The sequence below is a fragment of the Stenotrophomonas sp. PS02298 genome, from assembly GCF_029959445.1.
GTDB lineage: Bacteria > Pseudomonadota > Gammaproteobacteria > Xanthomonadales > Xanthomonadaceae > Stenotrophomonas.
The window spans coordinates 1-21,038 of the sequence record NZ_JASCOR010000005.1 but is presented as its reverse complement, the minus strand read 5'-3'; the positions used below and the strand labels follow the sequence as shown (position 1 = coordinate 21,038).

The window sequence follows — 21,038 nt, the reverse complement described above, 5'->3', positions numbered from 1 at the left end:
CATGAACATTCCCAACAAACTCCGGCTGATGATCAGCCGCGCGGTGGTCGCGCTGATCGATGACGCGCGCCAGGTTCAGGAACTGCAGTTGGAGATGCTGGACGAGGAAGCCCGCGCCAAATCCGAGCGCTTTCAGCAATACGGCTTCACCAGCGTGCCGTTGCCCGGCGCCGAAGCCATCGTTGTGGCGGTGGGTGGCTCGCGCAGCCACATGGTGGCGCTGGCGGTGGATGACCGCCGCTATCGCAAGCGTGATCTGGCTCCGGGCGAAGTGTCCCTCTACAGCCATGAGGGGGATTACGTCCTGTTTAAGAACGGTCGCATTGTGGAAGTAAGGGCCGGAACCAGCCTGCGCGTGGATGCACCAAACGCGGTCTACACCGGCAACCTGCATGTCGAAGGAAACATCACCTGCGACGGTGATATCAGCGACAAGAGCGGATCGATGCAGGAGATGCGCGCCACCTTCAACGGCCATGATCACGGCGGTATCCAGGGCGGCACTGCTAATACCGCCAAGCCGAACCAGGAGATGGACTGATGGACGTGGCCACCATCGCCATCGAGGGTAAGCCGGACTTTGATTGGCTCATGGATGGGGCGCAGTTGGCCGCTGACGATGGCCTCAAGAGCGCGGTCATCATCAGTCTGTTCACTGACCGCCGCGCCGCAGACAGCGACGTGCTGCCAACCGATGACGGTGACCGTCGCGGCTGGTTTGGCGATGACTACAGCGCTTGGGATGGCGATCAGATCGGCTCACACCTGTGGTTGCTCTCGCGGGAGAAACAGCGCGCCACGACGCTGGAGCGCGCACGCGCGTATGCCGCTGCGGCTTTGGCCTGGCTGAAAGACGACGGCATCGCTAGGAGCATCGACGTGCAGGCCTCTTGGGTCCGGCCCGAGGTGCTGCTGCTGGACATCCAGATTGAACGTTCCACCGGCACCACCGCCCGCTACCGCTTTGAAAACTTCTGGAGTCAATCAAATGGCGTTTAACCGCCCATCCATGCCCGAGCTGGTGGACCGTGTTGCGACGGATATCGAGTCGCGCATTCCAGGCGCCGACGCCCGCCTGCGTCGCTCCAACCTGAGCGTACTGGGCCGGGTGCTGGCGGCCGTCGCGCATGGCCTGTATGGATTCATCAGTTGGGTGGCCCGGCAGGTCATGCTCGACAGCGCCGAGAAAGAGTATCTGGAGCGTTGGGCAGCGGTGTGGAAGATCACCCGCACCGCTGCAGTGCCTGCCCGTGGCACCGTCCAGTTCATCGGTCTGGACGGGGTGAAGATCCCTGCCGGCACCGTGGTACGGCGCTCCGATGGCATGGAGTACGCCACCACGGCGGCGGCCACCATCGCCGCCGGCCTGGCTACGGTGGACGTGGTGTCCGGAACACCCGGCCTTGAGAGCGAAGCGGCAATCAATACCCGGCTCACCCTTGCCGCCCAGGTGATGGGCGTCAATGCCACGGTGACAGCCTTCACCGCGCTAAGCGGCGCAGCGGACGTGGAAAGTGACGACGCGCTGCGCGCCCGGCTGCTGGAACGTATCCAGAGGCCGCCGCAAGGTGGTTCTGAGCCGGATTACGCCACATGGGCACGTGAGGTCCCAGGTGTGACGCGTGTCTGGGTGAAGCCGCAGTGGCTGGGCGAAGGCACGGTGGGTGTGTTCTTTGTGCGTGATAACGATGCCAGCAATATCCCAGACAACACGGAGATCGCGGCCGTACAGGTGTATCTCGATGCTCGGCGTCCGGTCACTGCAGAAGTAATCGCATTGGCTCCAGCTGTGCTACTCGTAAATATGAACATCGCTGTGGTTCCGGACACGCCGGCAGTTCGCCAAGCAGTAACAGCGGAGCTGAAGGATGTCTTCCGTCGTGAAGCGGAGCCGGGTGGAACCCTGCTTATCAGTCATCTGCGCGAAGCGGTTTCGCTCTCGCTGGGTGAGGTTGATCACACCATCAACGTTCCAGGTGGGAACGTAGTGGCCGGCCCCGGTCAGATTCCTGCCTTGGGGACCATCACATGGCTCTGAGCGGCACCGACTATCGCGAGCAGATGCAGGCACTGCTGCCGCAGGGCGCTGCGTGGCCACGTAATCGCGGTGCGGTGCTAACCGCCGTGCTGGGAGCGCTTGCCCAAGAGTTCGCACGCATCGATGCCCGCGCTCGGCAGCTGATCAATGAGGCAATCCCGTCTTCAACGAGCGAGATGCTGGCGGACTGGGAGCGCGTTGCCGGGCTTCCTGACAACTGTTCCGGATTGCTGGCCGAAGGCCAACAGGCTCGCCGCGATGATCTGGTTTCAAAACTGATCAGCCAGGGTGGTCAGTCCAGGGAATATTTCCAGAGCCTTGCTGCCGCCATGGGCTTCACTGTGCGAATTGACGAGTGCCGATCCTTTCGTGCGGGTATGTCAGCCGCTGGTCAAGCACTGACGAACGGCCCTTGGCGCTTTACATGGAAGGTGGCCGCACCCAGCACGACGGTGCGCAAATTCCGAGCGGGTGACTCAGCTGCAGGCGAACGCTTGGGTGCTTGGGGGAATGCCGGGCTGGAATGTCGCATCCGGCAGAACAAGCCTGCACATACCCGCGTCATCTTCCAGTACGGATCGCTTTCCAATCGCTTTCTTCTTACGCCTGACGGCCGCCCTCTGTTGTCGGCGCCGGCTGTTGGCATTCTCGTGGAGCAATGAGTCATGGTTGATATGAACGAAGGTGTGCAGCTGAAGGAGCTGGATCTCTCTGATGATCCAAGCGGTGCTGAGACCTACGGTGAGAAAGGTGGACGCGCCGTTCGCTTGAAGGTTGGCGTGCCGTTTGGCCTTGCATTCCTCGATGCCCTGGGTGGACTGAGTTCCACGCTGATGCGCTTTCTGCCCTCTGGCGTCGGTGGTGTGTCCCGGCAGCTGCAGGACAAAGCACGCGAGATGCCAAGTGCCCAGGACTATGGTGCAGCCGCTGACGGGAGCACCAATGACACGGCGGCCTTCACTAAGCTGGAGGCAGCGGTGACCGGGCGCGTTGTTGACTTGGGTGGAAAGACCTTCGTGGTCAGCCAAGTGCCCACCCGTAACTTCTACACGAACGGCTATTTCAAGAGCGGCGGAGCTATCCGGCCTGCCGGCATTTTGCTTCCGGCAATCAATCCCAGCAAGAAGGCGCACTACTACGGAGGGCAGCTTCGTAAATTGGCGAGCGCTCTAACAGACCCACTTCATCAGGCTGTTTACGTCACGCTCGCTGGCGACTCGATCACTTGGGGTGCAACGCTTCCCGAGAACTCAGTGAGCACGCCGCGCACAGGGACACTTGGCGACCCGCGAGACAACTACGTTTCGCCGTCGTTTGCGAATGAGTTCAAGCGGCATATCGGTCGTGAGTACTTCGACGGCATTGAACCGGTGCTTTCGAACTGGTCGTACTCGCCGTCTGGCCAGTCCACGGCTGAGTTCAGACGCAACATTGACCTCTATCCAGGGATCGCGCCGTTCACGGTTACGCTTTCCACATCGGCGACGGTCACTGAAACCGACGCTGTCGCAGCTGTCTTGGGGAAGCAGTACCGGGCGGCAGTGGCGACCGGCGCGACCGTGTCTATCAAGTTCCCGTTTACGGGTGACAAGCTGGAACTGGTCTACTCCACCACAACCGGCAACAGCGCTGATTACCAGATTTATGTTGACGGCGCGCTTCAAGGTCAGTTCTCAACGACTGCCGCCGAAGCCTATGGCGTGGTTCGCTCGCATGACATCCCGTATGTGCGAAACAAGGAAGTAGAAATCAGGGTTGTGTTTCCGTCGGGTGCGACGGCATCCCGGACACTGTATTTGGAGGCAATCCGCATCCCAAAAGTGTGTCGAATCACGACGCAGGGCATCATCGGTAGCGAGTTCTTCCGTTACGCCGGGCGGTGCTTCGGTCAATTTGGGCCGAGCATCTTGTCAATGAACGATGAGTTCTTCATCGTCCAGCTCGGCACCAACAACCGTGGCGCGGTTGAAACGCCGACCAGCGTCAATCGGCTGAAGAACATTGCCAACGCCCTGGTCGATCTGTTCGCACCGGCCGGCGACGTGGTGTTGATGTGTGCGAACCCGGCCGATCCAGATGGCCCAGCAGCCCCATTTAAGTTCCGCATGAGCGATGTTCGATCAACGTTGCAGGACGTTGCGCGGTCGCGGTCTCTCGATTTCGTTGACAACTACGCTGTTTTCCGTGGCACCAGCAACCTGGACACCACGGCTGATGGCCTACATCCCAACGCATTGGGGCATGCCTTGATCGCACGAAACCTTATCAGCGCCTTGGAAGGCGCGTAAGCAAGAGGAAAGAAGACATGCATCGGATTGACGGCGAAGGCGCGACCACCAGTGGTCGCTTCACGGAAGGGAACCCGACCACGGGCGTTCCGGCCACTGTGGTAACCGCTGACTGGCTCAACAGCGTCCAAGAGGAGATCGCGGCTGTACTGACAGCGGCTGGTTTGACGCTCAACAAAGGCAATAACGCTCAGCTTCTCCAGGCCATCAAGTCGCTGATCGCCGGCGGCGGCGTCTCGGTAACCGCTGCGGGGGTATCCGTGGTCGATGCGGGTGACTACTTCACCGGCATCGAGGTTGAAGCTGCGCTGCAGCAGCTGGCCCAGAAGATTTACAGCGGAACGCTCAATGCGAGCCAAGTGCTTCGGCCGGTCCTCTCGGTTACCGGTGCTTCGCAGCAGACAGAAACTGGGCACGCTGAGGGCCTCCTACAGGTGTCGCACACCAGTGCAGCCACCTATACCGTGCGCCCTGACTCTGCGCTCAACTTGCGGGTCGGAACCGCGATCCAAGTCGCGCAGGCCGGCGCTGGGAAGGTCAGCTTTGCTGCTGGTAGTGGGGTAACAATCCTGAAGGCGTCGGCCTTTAATGCGGCCACTCTTGGTCAGCACGCCATCGCGGTGTTGGTAAAAACCGCTGCGAACACCTGGCGCCTGGGTGGCGCTCTGGAATCGGCATGATCTCCGGCCTTCTCCATCAGCGCACGGGAGGCGCGGGCTCTAGCGGTGTGATTGCAAGCCCCGCCTACGCCTTGACCCAAGGCTTCGCGGTCGGGCAGTACAGCGCCGAGGTAACTGCCGGATTCACCATTAAGCCGAACGGAACGTGGGAGACCAGCGAGCCTTGGTATGCAGACGAAAGCGGCGTTTGGTACAGCCCGATCACGACTGACGCTGGGGCTGGGTACGAGGTCAAAATCACCCCAACCAGGCTCACTGTGACGGAGTCGGGTGTCACAGACGCTGCCGGCACTATCACTAATGGCGCAGAAAACTGGGTGCCGCTGTCTGTCGATAGAGCCATTGCGCTCAAGTTGCAGAGATTCACGCAGGGCAGGTCCATCGCTTCGTATTCGGTGAAGGTTGAGATCAGGCCTATAGGAGGCACCAACATCATCTCTACCAGGAGCTTCTCGTTCGGCGTGCAGGTGCAGGTTGACCAGAATATTCAGGTGGGTGAAGGTCCCGGCGACTGGGGTGGTGGCGGAATCCCTGGTCAGGTCGAGAGATAGACAGTTCAATGAAACAGGGCGCCGGGCCAGCAGCTGCAACTGCCGGCCCAGCGCCTCAAACACAGGTGACTCACCACCTGGCTATCGACCGAGACCCTGCCCCCTCGCGAGGGCAACCAGTCTCGGACACATGAATCGCAAAGGCTGAGAACTGAATGAAAACGCTGTTTCCCTGGCCGGGTGGGAAGACCCGGTTGCTGCAGCACCTGCTGCCGCTGCTCTCTGAAAACCCGCACACCACCTATGTCGAAGCCTTCGCCGGCGGCGCGGCACTGCTATTTGCCCGTGACCCCGCCAAGGTCGAAGTGATCAATGACATGCAGGGCGAGCTGGTGCGCCTCTATCGTGTGGTGGCCAACCACCTTGACGAGTTCGTGAGGCAGTTTCGCTGGGCGCTTACCAGCCGCGAGATGTTCCGCTGGGCACAGTTGGAAGACGTGGAAACCCTCACAGATATCCAACGGGCGGCCCGCTTCTTCTACCTGCAGCGCATGGCGTTCGGGGGGAAGGCCACAAACCAGACCTTTGGGGTGTCCGCCAAGACGCCGAAGACGTTCAACTTGCTTCGCCTTGAGGAAGACCTAAGCGCGGCCCATCTAAGGTTGCACCAGGTCGTGGTGGAGTCTCTGCCCTGGGAGAAGTGCGTCGAGAAGTACGACCACGAAGGGGCGCTCTTCTTCTTTGACCCTCCCTATTGGCAGACCGCTGGGTATGGCCGGGCCTTCCCGCTGGAACAGTACGACCGCCTGGCCGAGGTGATGGCTGGCCTCCAGGGGAGGGCCATCCTGACTATCAACGATCACCCGGCCATGCGGGAGCGCTTCGACCGGTTCCCAGGCAGGACGGTCGGGATTGAGTACACCGTGGGCGGAAAGCGCGCGCCCCGGAAGGAGCGCATTTACACCACCTGGGTGGCGGAGAAGCCCAAACGACGGGCTTAGGGCAGGAGGGGCGGCTATGCTCGCCTCTTCAAAGGGGTTTCAAATGGCTTTAGATTGACGTTCGGAGCAGGGTTTGAGTGTTTGCAAACCATGTGGCCGCTTTTTGCAAACCATGTGGCCGCTTACAGCGAAGCAGAGCACCCCTCCCCAACCCTCCCCTACGCTACGCGCAAGGGAGGGAGCGAAGCAGAGCACCCCTCCCCAACCCTCCCCTGCGCTGCGCGCAAAGGAGGGAGCGAAGCAGAACACCCCTCCCCAGCCCTCCCCTTGCCTGCGGCAAAGGGAGGGAGCGGATCTGCCCCCTCCCTTGCGCGTAGCGCAGGGGAGGGTTGGGGAGGGGTGCCTTTGGCTCCTAGCCGTCAGCGCTCAGCTCTTAACCTCACCCACCGGCAGCGTCACATTCATGATGGTCGAATCATCAGGATCCGCCTTCACCTTGAAGCCCAGGCTCTGGCACATCGCCAGCATGGTGCTGTTCTCACGCAACACCTGCCCCTCCACGACGTTCAAACCCAGCCAGCCGGCGTACTCGATCATGATCTGCATCAGCTTCCAGCCGATGCCGTGGCCCTTCAGGTCCGAGCGGATCAGGATGCCGTACTCGCCGCGGTTGTAATCGGCATCGGCATGCAGGCGCACCGCGCCTAGCATCTCGCCGGTCTTGGGATCGATCGCCACCAGCGCGATCGAGCGCGCGTAATCCAGCTGGGTCAGGCGTGCGATGAACTCGTGGCTGAAGTGCTTCACCGACTGGAAGAAGCGCAGACGCAGGTCATCATCGGTGACCCGCGCGAAGAAGGCGCGGAACAGGCCATCGTCTTCCGGCCGCACCGGGCGGATGAACGCCTTGCCACCGTCGGACAGATCGATCGTGCGTTCCCACTCGTTGGGATACGGGAAGATCGCGAAACGCGGGTGACCGCGGCCCTTGTGCAGGCGCTTGACCGGGGTGATTGCCACACGCGCATCCAGGGCGATCACGCCGTTGCGATCGGCCAGCAGGGGATTGAGGTCCAACGTGCGGATCTCCGGAATATCCGCCGCCAGCTGCGCCAGCTTGACCAGCACCATCGCCACCGCGCGCTCGTCCGCCGCTGGCACGTCGCCATAGGCCTTGAGGATGCGCGAGACGCGGGTACGGCCAATTACTTCATGGGCAAGCCGCAGATCCAGCGGCGGCAGCGCCAGGGTCTTGTCGTCGATGACTTCCACTGCGGTACCACCACGGCCGAACACCACTACCGGCCCGAACACCGGATCATCGGCAATGCCGGCGATCAGCTCGCGCGCCTTGGGCCGGGTCAGGCTGGGTTGCACCAGCACACCCTCGATGCGGGCCTGCGGACGCTTCTCGCGGGCACGCTGCAGGATGGTGGTCGCCGCGGACTGCACCGCGCGCAGGCTGCCAAGGTTCAAACGCACGCCATCGATTTCGGATTTGTGCGGGATGTCCGGCGAGAGAATCTTCACCGCCACGCTCATGCCCTGCTCCAGCAGCGGCTGGGCCAGATCCATCGCTTCGTGCGGATCACGCGCGACCATCACTTCCAATGACGGGATGCCGTAGGCCTGCAGCAGCTTGTGCGTTGCCACCGGGTCCAGCCATTGCTGGTCATTGGCCAGCGCCGCTTCGACCAGCGCGCGTGCGGCAGGCACATCCACCACGAAATCCGCTGGCAGGCTGGGCGGCGTTTCCATCAGCGCGGTCTGCGCTTCGCGGTAACGCACCAGATGCTGGAAGCCGCGCACGGCATCGGCTTCGGTTGGATAGGTCGGCACGCGGGCGGTGTTGAGGGTGACCGTGGCGCGGTCGTCATTGCCCAGCCATACCGCGAACACCGGCTTGTCGCGCAGCTGCCGCGAGCGTTGCCCGAGCGTGGTGGTGAGTGCCTGAGCGGCCTCGGCTGACGAGGTGAAAGCAGTCGGTACGTTGATGACCAGCACCGCATCGTTGGCATCGTCGGACAGCAGCGCTTCAATCGCCGAGGCGTAACGGCCGCCATCGGCATCGACCACGATATCGACCGGGTTGTCGCGCGACCAGCCCTGCGGCAAGGCCTGGTCCAGCAGCTCGACGGTGGCCGGTGACAGCTCGGCCAGGCTGCCGCCGAGTGCCTGCAGCTGATCCACCGCCAGCCTGCCAACACCGCCGCCATTGCTGAGGATGGCCAAGCGCCGGCCGGGGAAGGTCCCGAGACGGCCCAGGGTTTCGGCGGCGGTGAACAACTCGTCCAATGCGTTCACCCGCAGCAGGCCGGCGCGGTTGAAGGCTGCGCCGTAGACCGCATCGGAATCGGCCAACGCCTGCGAATGGGTGGTAACCACCTCTGCGCTGCCGCGCGGCTTGCGCCCGGATTTGACCACGACCACAGGCTTTGCACGGGCGGCGGCACGGGCGGCCGACATGAACTTGCGCGCGTCGCTGATCTGGTCGACGTAGAGCAGGATGGCGCGGGTGCGGTAGTCGCTGGCGAAGTAATCGAGCAGGTCGCCGAAGTCGACGTCCAGCGCATCGCCCAGCGATACCACCGCCGAGAAGCCGACCGAGCGCGCCACGCCCCATTCCACGAGCGCAGCGGCAATCGCGCTGGATTCGGAAATCAACGCCAGATCGCCGGCCTGCGGCGTGTGTGCGGCGATGCTGGCGTTGAGCCGTGCATGTGGGGCGATGACGCCCAGGCAATGCGGGCCGAGCACGCGCATGCCCTTGGGCCGTGCGGCGGCTTCCACCTGTGCGGCCAGCGAGCCCGGCCCCTTGCCCAGGCCGGAGGTGAGGATGATGGCGGCGGCTACGCCCAGTTCGGCGGCTTGGGCAACCACCTGCGGCAATAGCGTTGCAGGCACGGTGATGACCACCAGGTCCGGAATCCACGGCAGGTCCTTGAGCTTCTTGACCGTGCGCATGCCGTCGATTTCGGCATAGCGCGGGCTGACCCAGCCAATCTGCCCGGCGAAGCCGCCGGCGCGCAGGTTGCGGATCACCGCGCGGCCGGCGGAACGATCGCGTGGGCTGCCGCCAATCACTGCCACCGAGCGGGGGCGGAATACGGTCTGCAGGTGATAGGTGCTCATTGCGACGCCTGTTGCGGGTACCGGGTCAAAGGTACACGGCTGCGGTGCTGGGTGGGCTGCGTTGGATCAAAGTGGGGGTGTTTTGGGGTGTTGGTGGGGAGTGGCCGTGATTGCCGCGAAGAGCCCCCCTCCCCGGCCCTCCCCTGCGCTACGCGCAAGGGAGGGAGACAGGCTCTGCCCCCTCCCTTTGGCGTAGCCAAGGGGAGGGTTGGGGAGGGGTAGTTTTTTGCGTTTGACGTAGGTCTTGCCGATAGAGCCCTTGCCGAGCATGGCTCGGCACTACAGGTCCCCCCTCTACGGGTAAAGCCTCTGCCGAGCATGGCTCGGCACTACAGGTCCCCCTCTACGGGTAAAGCCTCTGCCGAGCATGGCTCGGCACTACAGGTCCCCCTCTACGGGTAAAGCCTCTGCCGAGCATGGCTCGGCACTACATTCAGAGCAGGGTGCCGCCGAGGATCATTGCGGCGATGCTGAAATAGATCACCAGGCCGGTGACATCCACCAGCGTTGCCACGAACGGCGCCGAGGCGCTGGCCGGGTCGAAGCCCAGGCGCTTGAGCACGAACGGCAGCATCGAGCCGGACAAGGAACCGAAGGTGACGATGCCGATCAGGGCCGCGCCAATGGTCACCGCCAGCAGCTTCCAGTGCTCGCCGTAGTCGTGCAGGCCCGCCAACTGCCAGACCGTGATGCGGATGATCGCCAAGGTGCCGAGGATCGCACCCAGCACCACGCCGGTCGGCAGCTCGCGCAGGGCGACCTTCCACCAGTCGCGCAGGCGCAGCTCGCGCAGCGCCAGCGAGCGGATCAGCAGCGAGGTCGCCTGTGAGCCGGAGTTGCCACCCGAACTCATGATCAGCGGGATGAACAAGGTCAGCACCACCGCACGCGCCAGCTCGTCCTCATAGTGCTGCATGGCGCTGGCGGTGAGCATTTCGCCGAGGAACAGCACGCTCAACCAGCCGGCACGCTTGCGCAGCATCTCCAGGAAACCGATCTGCATGTACGGCTTGTCCAGGGCTTCCACACCACCGAACTTGTGCACGTCCTCGGTGGATTCATCGATCAACGCATCGAGGATGTCGTCGACGGTGACGATCCCCAGCATCTGCTGCTGCGCATCCGCCACCGGGATCGCCAGCAGGTCGTGGCGGCGGATCAGCTGCGCTACCTCTTCCTGGTCCAGCAAGGCATCCACCGTCACCGGCGGATTGACCTGGGCAACCGACAGGATCGAATCACCCGGCTCGCCGGTGATCAGCCGCCGCATCGTCACCACCTGCAGCAACTGGCGGGTCTGCGGGTCCAGCACATAGATGGCGTAGACCGTCTCGCGGCTGCGCTCCACTTCGCGGATGTGCTGCAGGGTCTGCGCCACCGTCCAGTCTGCCGGCACGCCGACAAACTCGGTGGTCATCAAGGCACCGGCGGTATTGGCCGGGTAGCTCAGCAGCAGCTGGATCGAACGCCGCGCCTCCGGTGCAAGCAGCGGGATCAGCCGCGCGCGATCGGCATCGTCCAGTTCATGAACGATATCGGTGGCACGGTCGTCGGCCATCAGCCCAAGCAGGGCCGCGGCGCGGGCCGGCGGCAACGCCGCGACCAGCTCACCTGCATGCTGCAGCTCAGGGGCTTCCAGCAGTTTGACCGCACGCGGCAAAGACAGTGCCGCCAGCGTATTGGCCGCAAGTGGCAATGGCAGGGCGTTGAGATACTCCACCGCGTCGGCGGTGTTGTAATCGGCCAAGGGCGCGCTCAGCGTGGCTGCGTCCACCACTGGCCGCAGAAATTGCTTCTGGTTCATGTTGATTCGCCTGTTCTGGATTGCGACCGCAACGCCAGCACAGGGCGAACCAGCCCTGTCAGGCGGTTGCCGTCGCTGGTGTCGACGATCGCGATCGACTTCTACTGTCGCTGGACATGGGTTGGACTCCGGAAAGGTGCTGCGCGGCTCTACCGCCAGCGGCGCGAGTCTGGTCCTGTTGGCCGACGGGGTCAAGCCTGCATCGCTGCGTCCCGCCAATGGAGGACTGCCGTTCGCATTCACTCACGGCACAGTCCGCATAATGTGAAATCGTCGGTAGGCAGCTGCCCGACCGGTCAGCGCAATCAATCAAGGAATCCCTTTAAATGCATGGCACCGGTCTCGAACTAGCCTTGGTACTGCTGCTGGCGGCGGTCATCGCCGTGCCGGTATTCAAGCGCTTCGGGCTGGGCGCGGTGCTGGGCTACCTGGCCGCCGGCGTGGTGCTGGGGCCGCATGTGCTGGGCTTCGTGCAGGACGCCGACCGCATCCTCAATGCCGCCGAGATCGGCGTGGTGATGCTGTTGTTCGTGATCGGGCTGGAGCTGTCGCCGTCGCGGCTGATGGTGATGCGACGGCCGGTGTTCGGCGCCGGCACGGTACAGGTGCTGATCAGTGCGGTGGTGTTGGGCGGCCTGCTGCTGCTCAATCACTTCTCGTGGAAGAGCGCGCTGGTGATCGGCACCGCGCTGGCCTTGTCCTCCACTGCGGTGGGCCTGCAGCTGTTGTCCGAGCACAAGGCACTCAATTCCGACTATGGCCGGCTCGGCTTTGCCATCCTGCTGTTCCAGGATCTGGTCGCCATTCCTCTGCTGGCGGCCATTCCCCTGCTGGGCGGGGTCAAGAACGAAACCCTGAGCTGGCAGGATGCCTCCATCGCCCTCGGCGCGCTGATGCTGGTGATCGTGCTCGGCCGGCCGATGCTGCGCCAGCTGTTCAACATCGTCGCCCGCACCCGCATGCCGGAAGTGTTCACCGCCACCGCCCTGCTGGTGGTGCTGGGCACGGCCTGGTTCATGGCCGAGGCCGGGCTCAGCGCCAGCCTGGGCGCCTTCATCGCCGGTGTATTGCTGGCCGACTCCGAGTTCCGCCACGAGATCGAATCGCAGATCGAACCGTTCAAGGGCCTGCTGCTTGGTCTGTTCTTCATCGCCGTTGGCATGGGCATCGACCTGAAGCGGGTTGCCGCCGAACCCGAGATCATCGCGCTGGGCGTGGCGATCCTGCTGGCGGTGAAGTTCTCCATTCTGATCGCGCTGGGCCTGGCCGCCCGCCTGTCGCTGCGCAATGCGCTGATGCTGGGCAGCGTGTTGTGGCTGGGTGGCGAGTTCGCCTTCGTGGTGTTCAACGAAGCCGAGCGTGCGCATCTGCTCGGTCGCATCAATCATGACCGGTTGGTGGCGGTGGTCAGCCTGTCGATGGCGATCACGCCCTTGCTGCTGCTCGCCCTGCAGCGCACGTTGCAGCTGAAGCCGCCTGCGCGCCCTGCCCAACCCGAGCCGGATGAAACGCTGAAGGATGCCGGGGCGCAGCGACCGCAGGTATTGATTGCCGGCATGGGCCGTTTCGGCCAGATCGTCGGTCGTCTGCTCACCGCACAGCGCATTCCCTTTGTTGCCCTGGAAGCCGACCCGGACACGGTCAAGGACCTGCGCCGCTTCGGCAACCAGCTGTACTACGGCGACCCTACCCGGCCCGACCTGCTGCGTGCCGCCGGGGCCGAACACATCCGCGTGTTCGTGATGGCGATGGACGACCCGGACACCAATCTTCGCGCGGTGCGGCTGGTGCGGCGCATGTATCCCAAGGCGACGGTGCTGGCACGTGCGCGCAACCGCCAGCACGCCTGGAAGCTGCTTGACATGTCGGCCGAGCCGTTCCGTGAGGTATTCGGCTCCAGTCTTGAAGCCAGCGAACGGGTGCTGACTGCTCTCGGTATTCCGGACAGCGTTGCGCGCGACCACGTGCAGCGTTTCCGCGAGCACGATGAAGCGCTGCTCAAGGCGCAGCATCTGGTGTACGACGACGAAGTGGCGGTGATGCAGACCTCGCGCGATGCCCGCGCTGATCTGATGCATCTGTTCGAGGCTGATGCGACAGACAGCACGACGGTGAAGCCTTCAAACGACAAGGAATGAGGCGGCCTGGGCTGGCGTTGTTCTGTGCGCGCTGTGGGAGCTGTGGGAGCTGTGGGAGCGGCGTAAGCCGCGAAGCTGATGGTGCTGAAGGCCTTGGCAGCTTTGCTATCTGATGATGTGGTGGCTTCGCGGCTTACGCCACTCCCACAAAAATGAAGCTGATGGTGCTGAAGTCGTTGCTGTCTATGTCATCTGATGATGTGGTGGCTTCGCGGCTTACGCCGCTCCCACAAAAATGAAGCTGATGGTGCTGAAGTCGTCAGTGCCCATGTCACCTGATGATGTGGTGGCTTCGCGGCTTACGCCGCTCCCACAAAAAAATATGTCCAATGAAAAAGGGCGCCTTGCGGCGCCCTTTTGCTTACTTGCGGCGCTGGGCCGGCACGAAGACTTCGTTGACCGCGGCGGCCAGCTGATCCGGCGGCAACAGACCCTGGTCGAGCAGGAAGTTGTTGAATGCCAGGCGGTCGAACTTGTCGCCCAGGGCCAGCTCGGTCTGCATGCGCAGTTCCATGATGCGGGTGTAGCCGTAGAAGTAGCTGCAGGCCTGGCCCGGCGCGCGCACGGTGTAGCGGTCCAGTTCCTGGGTGGCCATCGCCTCGGACAGACCAACGCCTTCCACCAACACCTTGCGAGCGCGCTCGCGGTCGGTCTGGCCCAGGTTGAGCGCGGGGTCGAGCATGGCACGGGCCGCACGCAGCAGGCGGAACTGCAGCGCGATCATCTGCCCGTCGAGCGGCTCGAACGGCACCATCTCGGCTTCGGCATACAGCGCCCAGCCTTCAACGTTGACGGAGTTGAAAGCGAACATGGTGCGCGCCAGCGAGATGCCGCGCTCGACCATCGCCGCGAACTGCAGGTCGTGGCCCGGGCGGCCTTCGTGCGCGCTCAGCGTCCATGCCGCCGAGCCGAAGTTGAAGTCGTCGTACTGCGCCTTCTCGCCCGAGGCCGGGTTGCCCAGCGGCAGCACGAAGGTGCCCTGCTGGCCGGTGTTGCCGACCAGCGGTGCCGGCAGGTAATGCGGTGCAGGCGACGCAGCGCTCTCGGCCTCGCTGCCCAGGCGCATCTGCAGCGGACGCTGCGGCACATCAACGATGCCCTGCTTGTGGATGATCGGATCGATCGCATCGATGACGCCGCGGTAATGCGATTCGAGCTGGTCGTTGCTGATCTTGTCCTGCTTCAGCGCGCGGATCACCGCCACGTAATCGGTGTTGTCGGCAACCTTCAAGCCCTTTGCCTGCACCACCAGCGGTGCCAGCTGGCGCATCATCGCGCGGGTTTCCATGTACTCGAGCTGGGCACGCTGCATCAGCAGGGCCGGGTCGATGTCCACGCCCACTTCCTTGAGCTGGAAGGCATACAACTCGGCCGGCAGGCGGTTGTCGGTGCGCGCCTTCGGCAGCACGTCCTTCTGCGTCCAGGCGATGTAGTCCTTCATCTGCGTGGACAACTCGGCCAGCGAGGCATCGGCGCCGTCGATCTTGTACTTGGCGAACAGCTTGCCGATGCCGGCGATGTAGGTATCAACATTGGCCAGCGCTTGATCCACTTCAATCTTGGTTGGCTGCAGCAGGTTCGGCGTGCCGCTCTTTTCCTCGTAGCGCTGGCGCGCCAGGGTAGCCAGTGGCTGCGTGCCCGGCGCCTTGCCGAGGTAGGCATTGAGGCGGTCCAGTGCCTTGGCCCGGCGCGCCTCGGGCACCTGGTCGGACAGCAGGCCGTTGATGCCGCCGAACACGGTCTGCGGCACATCTACCCACGGCATCAGGTGCTGTTCGTTGAGGGTGCTGCTTTCGATATTGCGCTCGGCGGCACCGATCATGATCTCCAGGTCCTGGCGCAGATTGGGATCGCGCTCGACCTGCAGCTTCTCGCGCAGCTGATCGCGCGCCTTGTTCATGGCGGCGCGGTAGCGCGCGGCGTTGTCCGCGCCCAGATCGACGACCTTGTCGTCATAACCCGGCACGCCGAAGAAGCTGGTCATTTCCGGCTGGAACGGCGCCTGCGCCTGCAGCAGGATCTGCGCCAGCTCATTGCTGCGCGCAACCCAGGCCGGGGCGGCGGGCGTGGTCTTGGTCGTTGCAGGTGCGGCGGCACTTGCGGTGAGCGGCAGCGGGGCGGCCAGTGCAAGGGCGACGGCGAGGACGAGAGGCTTCATGGACAGCTCCGTAAGGGATGGGCTGACCGTACGCAGTCGCCGCCGGTGCGGCAAGGGTAGGAAGTGGGGGTGTTGGGGATTGCTGGTGCAAAAGCTGACCCCTCCCTAACCCTCCCCTCGGCCTTTGGCCAAAGGGAGGGGGCTGAGCGTTGCACCCTCCCTTTCGCGCAGCGAAGGGGAGGGTTGGGGAGGGGTGCTTTTGGCTTTAAGCCTCCAACCCCCCTCACCCACGCATCAAAACAACAACGCGCCTCAAGGCTTCAAGCAACGCCCAAGGAAGTTCTCGGCCACCCGGTAACGGTGCAGCGCATCCGCACCAGACAACCCATGCTTGGCACCCGGATAGGTCATCAGCTCGAACGGCTGGCCACGCTGCTGCAGCGCGCTCATCAGGCTGGTCGAGTTGGAGAACAGCACGTTGTCATCGGCCATGCCGTGGATCAGCAGCAGTGGCGAGGTCAGTCCGGCGATATGGGTGAGCACGCGTGCTTCGCGGTAGCCATCGACATTGGCCGCCGGCAGGTTCATGTAGCGCTCGGTGTAATGGGTGTCGTACAGGCCCCAATCGGTGACCGGCGCGCCGGCGACGCCACAGGCGTACTGGTCCGAGGCCTTGGCCAGCAGCATCAAGGTCATGTAGCCGCCATTGGACCAACCCTGCACGCCGATGCGGCTGCCATCCACCCACGGCTGCGACTTCAGCCATTCCACGCCCTTGAGCTGGTCGGCCACTTCCACCGTGCCCTGCACGCCGTACAGCGCGCCGCCAAAGTCACGGCCGCGACGCGGCGTGCCGCGGTTGTCCAACGAGAACACCACATAGCCGCGCTGGGCCAGGTATTGGTTGAACAGGTGATCGCCACGACCCGGCCAGCTGTCGGTCACGGTCTGCGAGGCAGGGCCGCCGTACACGTAGACGGCAACCGGATACTTCTTGGCCGGGTCGAAGCCTTCCGGCTTGATCACGCTGTAATTCAGCGGCGTCTTGCCATCGGCAGCGGTCAGCGTGCCGTATTCGACCGGACGCTGTGCGTCGCGGTACCTGGCATACGGGTGCTTGGCATCGGCCAGGTTGTTGTCGAGCAGGGTGGCGATCTTTTCGCCATTGGCCCGGAACAACTCGATCTGCGGCGGCGTGGTGCTGTTGGACCAACTGTCCACATAGACGCTGGCGTTCCTGGCGAACGCGGCGCTGTGCATGCCGGCGGTCTTCGACAGCTTGGTGGGGATGCCACCGGCCAGCGGCACGGAATAGATTTCGCTGCGCAGCGCCGATTCCACGCCAGCGCGGAAGTAGACGGTGCCAGCTTCTTCATCGACGGCCAGCAGTTCATCGACAGGCCAGTTGCCCGAGGTCAAGGCGGTCTGGCTGCGGCCATCGGCGCTGGACACATACAGATGCTGGAAGCCGCTGCGCTCGGACGACCACAGGAAGCGGCCATCCTTGAGGAACTTCAGGCTGTTGTGCAGCGGCACCCAGGTCTTGCCAGTCTCGGTGACCAGTACCTGCTGCTTGCCGTCGCTCAGGTTGGCTTCGATCAGCTCCAGCGTGTGCTGGTCGCGGCTCTGGCGCTGGAAGGTGAGGTGCTGGCCGTCGCGCCAGTTGACGCGGGTCAGGTAGATATCGGTCTGCTTGCCCAGGTCCACCCAGTTGACCGCCGCATCAGCGCGCGGGGCGATCACACCCAGGGTGACCAGCACGTTCGGATCACCAGCCGCCGGGTAGCGCTGTTCGATCATCTCCACGCGGTCGGCATACATCTCATAGCGCTTCTGCACCGGCACCGGCGATTCGTCGATGCGGGCGAAGGCAATGGCCGAGTCGTCCGGCGCCCACCAGTAACCGGTGTGGCGGTCCATTTCCTCGTCGGCGACGAATTCGGCCACACCGTTGCCGATGGTGGCGCTGCCGTCGCGGGTCAGCTGCAGCTGCTTGCCGCTGGCCAGGTCGATCACCCACAGGTTGCGCTCGCGCACGAAGCTGACGAAGCCGCCCTTGGGCGAGAGCTTGGCATCGGTGCTGAAGCCTTCGCCATTGGTGAGCTTGCGCACCGCGGCGCTGCCCTGCTTGCCCAGGTCGTACAGGTAGAGCTCGCCACCCAACGGGAACAGCAGGGTCTTCGCATCCGGCGACCACTGGTAATCGACGATGCCACTGAAGGCGGCGATGCGCTGGCGCTCACGGCGGGCCTTTTCGGCATCGCTCAGGGTTTCAGTGCCGGGCAGCACCACCTTGGAATCGACCAGCAGCCGGGTCTGGCCGCTGGCGATGTCGTATTCCCACAGGTCCAGCTGCTTGACGTCGCTGTCCTTGCCACGCAGGAAGGTGACACGCGAACCATCCGGCGCGACCTTGGGCTTCATCAACGTGGGGCCGGACAACGGCGCCTTGCCGGTGATGGCTTCGAGGGTGAGCTTTTCAGCGTGGACGGCGGGAGTGGCGAGGATCATGGCAAGGGCTAGAAACAAGGGACGCATGGGATTCCTGTCGGGGACAGCACGGATCTGGCCATCCTAGCCGAGCCCTGCCCGTGCTGCCCCTGCCGTCAGTCAGTCGCGCTTGCCGAACAGCTGGCGCTTCTCCTCGTCACTGAGCGGCTGGCCGGCCTGCGGATTCACCGTCGGCCCGACCGCGTAAGCGCGCTGGGTGGCCGGACGTTCGGCGATGGCCTGGTGCCAGCGGCGCAGGTGCGGGAAGGCCTCGAAGTCCACCGGCAGCTTGGCGTAGGCACCAATCCACGGGTAGCTGGCCATGTCGGCGATGCCATACTCGGCACCACCCAGATAGGCAGACTCGGACAGGCGCTTGTCCATCACCCGGTGCAGGCGCCGCACCTCGCTGTCATAGCGTTCGATCGCGTAGGGAATGCGCTCCGGCGCATAGACGTTGAAATGGCCCATCTGCCCGCTCATCGGACCGAGACCGCCCATCTGCCAGAACAGCCATTCCAGCGTGGCGGCACGGCCGCGCAGGTCGGCGGGGATGAAGCGGCCGGTCTTCTCGGCCAGGTACAGCAGGATGGCACCGGACTCGAACACGCTCAGCGGCGCGCCGCCGTCGGCCGGGGCATGGTCGACGATGGCCGGCATCTTGTTGTTCGGCGAGATGGCGAGGAATTCCGGCAGGAACTGGTCGCCCTTGCCGATGTTGACCGGGTGCACGCGGTACTCCAGCCCGGCCTCTTCCAGGAACAAGGTGATCTTGTGGCCATTCGGGGTGGGCCAGTAATAAAGGTCGATCATGAATACGCCTCGGCAGAACCATCCTCAGGGGCTCCTACGGTAGCCGCTTGGCAGCCTTCCGGGCGACCGGTAACCTCCCCTGTTTCCGCAACGCACCATCCTCCCAATGTCCCAACACAAACCGCTGAGTCCGCTCTCGTCCCTGATCTTCGCCTCGCGCTGGTTGCAGCTGCCGCTGTACCTGGGGCTGATCGTCGCGCAATGCGTGTACGTGTTCCTGTTTGGCAAAGAGTTGCTGCACCTGGTTACCGACGCGCAGGGCCTGACCGAACAGAAGATCATGCTGATCGTGCTGGGCCTGATCGACGTGGTGATGATCTCCAACCTGCTGGTGATGGTGATCGTCGGCGGCTACGAAACCTTCGTCTCCCGTCTTGGCCTGCAGGGCCACCCGGACCAGCCGGAGTGGCTGAGCCACGTCAATGCCTCGGTGCTGAAGGTGAAACTGGCGATGGCGATCATCGGCATCTCCTCGATCCACCTGCTCAAGACCTTCATCGAAGCCGGCCAGCTCGGCATGCCGCTGTGCACGCCGGAACTGACCGCGCTCAAGTCGCCCTGCACTACCTTCACCCGCGATGGCGTGTTGTGGCAGACCATCATCCACTGCGTGTTCATCCTGTCGGCCATCGGCATCGCCTGGACCGACAAGCTGATGTCCAACGGCCACGCCAAACCGGCGGCCAACGCACACTGAGCAACCGCAGTGATGGGCGTCACATGATGTGACGCCCATCACTTTTTCATTTCAGCGTCATCATCGGCCCCCGCTTACCGTGCCGGCGATGCTAGATTCGCGCTTCACTGCTGATGGGTACGGCATCGGGAAATGCCGCCACCATGCCGCCGTCAAGGCAAACGCAGTCCACGTTCGTCGATTCAAGGGGATGTTTGATGTCGTACGTCATGAGTAAAGGCAAGCTGCGTCTGTTGGCGCCCGCTCTTCTGCTGACCACGCTGGTCGCCTGTTCCGGCAAGGATGAACCTGCCGCACCGGCAGCTGCACCGGCCACGCCCGCAGCAGCTGCACCCGCCGCACCGGTGGTTGCCGACAAAGTCCAGGCCATGGACACCCAGCAGCTACGCGACCTGGCCAGCGCCGCCCTGCGCGACAACCGCATGTATGCACCGGCTGGCGACAACGCCATGGAGTACTACCTCGCGCTGCGCGACAAGCTGCCTGGCGACGCCTCGATCAAGAGCGCATTGACCGATCTGCAGCCCTACACCCTGATTGCCGCCGAGCAGGCCCTGAGCCGCGAGGACTTCACCGAAACCCAGCGCCTGATCGCACTGGTGGAGAAAGTGGACCCGACCGCACCGGCGCTGCCGCGCCTGAAGCAGGGCGTCACCGGCAGCATGCAGGTGGCCGAACGCCGCACCGTCGAAGAAGCCGACAAGGCCAAGAAGGACGCTGAGACCCGCGCCAAGCAGCAGGTCGAACAGCAGCGCCTGGCCCAACAGCAGGCCGCCGAAGCCACCGCCGCCCAGCAGCTTGCAGCAAAGCAGGAAGCCGCGCGCAAGGACAGCGAGCGCCTGGAAGCAGAGCGTCAGGCTGCCGTCCGCCGCGAAGCCGAACAGCGCAGCGCTGCCCAGGCCGCCGCCCAGCAGGCCGCCGCGCCCAAGCCGGCGGCAGCACCGGCGCTGCGTGCCGTCAGCACCCCGGCCCCGCGTTACCCGGCCGATGCCTTGCGTTCGGGCACCTCGGGCGAAGTGCTGGTGGAACTGACCATCGGTACCGACGGCTCGGTCACCGACGCCCGCGTGTTGCGCGCCACCCCGGCACGCACCTTCGACCGCGAAGCCTTGAATGCGGTGAAGCGCTGGAAGTTCGAGCCGATCAGCAGCCCGACCACCACCCGTCGCACCTTGGCGTTTGCGCCGAACAAGTAAGCGGCTCTGGTTTGGTAGTGCCGAGCCATGCTCGGCAGAAGCCTTACCGGTAAAGCCCCAGCCGAGCATGGCTCGGCTCTACAGGTGGAGCAAAAGCAAAGGCCCGGAATGATCCGGGCCTTTGTTGTTTTTGGTAGTGCCGAGCCATGCTCGGCAGAGGCCTTACCGGTAGAGCCCCAGCCGCGCCTGGCTCGGGGCTACAGGGGGGGCAAAAGCAAAGGCCCGGGGGGGT

The 21,038-nt window shown here is 63.9% G+C and carries 16 protein-coding genes; 11 read left to right on the top strand and 5 right to left on the bottom strand.

The window, feature by feature from the left end:
- The first annotated feature begins 1 nt into the window (after position 1).
- From QMX78_RS01620 to QMX78_RS01585, 8 genes are all read left to right on the top strand, one after another.
- The gene (locus QMX78_RS01620; protein WP_282265917.1) at positions 2-541 is read left to right on the top strand and encodes a phage baseplate assembly protein V; all 540 of its coding nucleotides are present in this window, start codon (positions 2-4) and stop codon (positions 539-541) included.
- Positions 541-999, top strand: coding sequence for a phage GP46 family protein (locus QMX78_RS01615; RefSeq protein WP_282265913.1), 459 nt, complete (start codon positions 541-543; stop codon positions 997-999). The genes QMX78_RS01620 and QMX78_RS01615 overlap by 1 nt, the downstream gene beginning before the upstream one ends.
- Positions 989-2,038, top strand: coding sequence for a baseplate J/gp47 family protein (locus tag QMX78_RS01610; RefSeq protein ID WP_282265911.1), 1,050 nt, complete (start codon positions 989-991; stop codon positions 2,036-2,038). Before QMX78_RS01615 ends, QMX78_RS01610 begins: the two co-directional genes overlap by 11 nt.
- Entirely contained in the window at positions 2,029-2,700 is a 672-nt protein-coding gene (locus tag QMX78_RS01605; RefSeq protein WP_282265909.1) for a putative phage tail protein, read from the top strand. Before QMX78_RS01610 ends, QMX78_RS01605 begins: the two co-directional genes overlap by 10 nt.
- A 3-nt stretch (positions 2,701-2,703) precedes the next feature.
- Positions 2,704-4,326, top strand: coding sequence for an SGNH/GDSL hydrolase family protein (locus QMX78_RS01600; protein ID WP_282265907.1), 1,623 nt, complete (start codon positions 2,704-2,706; stop codon positions 4,324-4,326).
- A 17-nt stretch (positions 4,327-4,343) separates the two neighbouring features.
- Positions 4,344-5,006 carry a hypothetical protein gene (locus tag QMX78_RS01595; RefSeq protein WP_282265906.1) on the top strand — a complete coding sequence of 221 codons (663 nt, stop codon included), beginning with the start codon at positions 4,344-4,346 and terminating at the stop codon, positions 5,004-5,006.
- Complete coding sequence (locus tag QMX78_RS01590; RefSeq protein ID WP_282265904.1) at positions 5,003-5,557, top strand: hypothetical protein; 555 nt, start codon at positions 5,003-5,005, stop codon at positions 5,555-5,557. The genes QMX78_RS01595 and QMX78_RS01590 overlap by 4 nt, the downstream gene beginning before the upstream one ends.
- Before the next feature lie 155 nt (positions 5,558-5,712).
- On the top strand, positions 5,713-6,498 hold the full coding sequence (locus tag QMX78_RS01585; RefSeq protein WP_282265902.1) for a DNA adenine methylase: 786 nt from the start codon (positions 5,713-5,715) through the stop codon (positions 6,496-6,498).
- A 366-nt stretch (positions 6,499-6,864) separates the two neighbouring features.
- On the opposite strand, the gene QMX78_RS01580 is transcribed toward QMX78_RS01585, so the two are convergent.
- Both QMX78_RS01580 and mgtE read right to left on the bottom strand, forming a co-directional pair.
- Positions 6,865-9,570 carry a bifunctional acetate--CoA ligase family protein/GNAT family N-acetyltransferase gene (locus QMX78_RS01580; RefSeq protein ID WP_282265901.1) on the bottom strand — a complete coding sequence of 902 codons (2,706 nt, stop codon included), beginning with the start codon at positions 9,568-9,570 and terminating at the stop codon, positions 6,865-6,867.
- A 433-nt stretch (positions 9,571-10,003) separates the two neighbouring features.
- Positions 10,004-11,374, bottom strand: a complete 1,371-nt coding sequence (gene mgtE / locus QMX78_RS01575) for a magnesium transporter (RefSeq protein ID WP_282265900.1) — start codon at positions 11,372-11,374, stop codon at positions 10,004-10,006.
- A 326-nt stretch (positions 11,375-11,700) separates the two neighbouring features.
- Here mgtE and QMX78_RS01570 point away from each other — a divergent pair, with 326 nt between their 5' ends.
- The gene (locus QMX78_RS01570; protein WP_282265898.1) at positions 11,701-13,512 is read left to right on the top strand and encodes a monovalent cation:proton antiporter-2 (CPA2) family protein; all 1,812 of its coding nucleotides are present in this window, start codon (positions 11,701-11,703) and stop codon (positions 13,510-13,512) included.
- Between the two features lie 361 nt (positions 13,513-13,873).
- Here the strand turns inward: QMX78_RS01570 and QMX78_RS01565 are convergent, their stop codons facing one another.
- From QMX78_RS01565 to QMX78_RS01555, 3 genes are all read right to left on the bottom strand, one after another.
- Positions 13,874-15,670, bottom strand: coding sequence for a DUF885 domain-containing protein (locus tag QMX78_RS01565; RefSeq protein WP_282265896.1), 1,797 nt, complete (start codon positions 15,668-15,670; stop codon positions 13,874-13,876).
- A gap of 252 nt (positions 15,671-15,922) precedes the next feature.
- A complete protein-coding gene (locus QMX78_RS01560) occupies positions 15,923-18,148 on the bottom strand; it encodes a S9 family peptidase (RefSeq protein WP_282265894.1) in 2,226 nt (741 codons plus the stop codon).
- A gap of 72 nt (positions 18,149-18,220) precedes the next feature.
- Positions 18,221-18,913 carry a glutathione binding-like protein gene (locus tag QMX78_RS01555; RefSeq protein ID WP_282265892.1) on the bottom strand — a complete coding sequence of 231 codons (693 nt, stop codon included), beginning with the start codon at positions 18,911-18,913 and terminating at the stop codon, positions 18,221-18,223.
- A gap of 106 nt (positions 18,914-19,019) precedes the next feature.
- Between QMX78_RS01555 and QMX78_RS01550 the strand changes: the two genes are divergently transcribed.
- Positions 19,020-19,610, top strand: coding sequence for a TIGR00645 family protein (locus QMX78_RS01550; RefSeq protein WP_282265890.1), 591 nt, complete (start codon positions 19,020-19,022; stop codon positions 19,608-19,610).
- A 209-nt stretch (positions 19,611-19,819) separates the two neighbouring features.
- Entirely contained in the window at positions 19,820-20,806 is a 987-nt protein-coding gene (locus QMX78_RS01545; protein ID WP_282265888.1) for an energy transducer TonB, read from the top strand.
- The last annotated feature ends 232 nt before the right edge of the window (positions 20,807-21,038 follow it).

Bases quoted from the DNA above. Each gene is read 5' to 3' on its own strand.
- QMX78_RS01620 (WP_282265917.1), top strand. From the start codon at position 2: ATGAACATTCCCAACAAACTCCGGCTGATGATCAGCCGCGCGGTGGTC.
- QMX78_RS01615 (WP_282265913.1), top strand. From the start codon at position 541: ATGGACGTGGCCACCATCGCCATCGAGGGTAAGCCGGACTTTGATTGG.
- QMX78_RS01610 (WP_282265911.1), top strand. From the start codon at position 989: ATGGCGTTTAACCGCCCATCCATGCCCGAGCTGGTGGACCGTGTTGCG.
- QMX78_RS01605 (WP_282265909.1), top strand. From the start codon at position 2,029: ATGGCTCTGAGCGGCACCGACTATCGCGAGCAGATGCAGGCACTGCTG.
- QMX78_RS01600 (WP_282265907.1), top strand. From the start codon at position 2,704: ATGGTTGATATGAACGAAGGTGTGCAGCTGAAGGAGCTGGATCTCTCT.
- QMX78_RS01595 (WP_282265906.1), top strand. From the start codon at position 4,344: ATGCATCGGATTGACGGCGAAGGCGCGACCACCAGTGGTCGCTTCACG.
- QMX78_RS01590 (WP_282265904.1), top strand. From the start codon at position 5,003: ATGATCTCCGGCCTTCTCCATCAGCGCACGGGAGGCGCGGGCTCTAGC.
- QMX78_RS01585 (WP_282265902.1), top strand. From the start codon at position 5,713: ATGAAAACGCTGTTTCCCTGGCCGGGTGGGAAGACCCGGTTGCTGCAG.
- QMX78_RS01580 (WP_282265901.1), bottom strand. From the start codon at position 9,570: ATGAGCACCTATCACCTGCAGACCGTATTCCGCCCCCGCTCGGTGGCA.
- mgtE (WP_282265900.1), bottom strand. From the start codon at position 11,374: ATGAACCAGAAGCAATTTCTGCGGCCAGTGGTGGACGCAGCCACGCTG.
- QMX78_RS01570 (WP_282265898.1), top strand. From the start codon at position 11,701: ATGCATGGCACCGGTCTCGAACTAGCCTTGGTACTGCTGCTGGCGGCG.
- QMX78_RS01565 (WP_282265896.1), bottom strand. From the start codon at position 15,670: ATGAAGCCTCTCGTCCTCGCCGTCGCCCTTGCACTGGCCGCCCCGCTG.
- QMX78_RS01560 (WP_282265894.1), bottom strand. From the start codon at position 18,148: ATGCGTCCCTTGTTTCTAGCCCTTGCCATGATCCTCGCCACTCCCGCC.
- QMX78_RS01555 (WP_282265892.1), bottom strand. From the start codon at position 18,913: ATGATCGACCTTTATTACTGGCCCACCCCGAATGGCCACAAGATCACC.
- QMX78_RS01550 (WP_282265890.1), top strand. From the start codon at position 19,020: ATGTCCCAACACAAACCGCTGAGTCCGCTCTCGTCCCTGATCTTCGCC.
- QMX78_RS01545 (WP_282265888.1), top strand. From the start codon at position 19,820: ATGAGTAAAGGCAAGCTGCGTCTGTTGGCGCCCGCTCTTCTGCTGACC.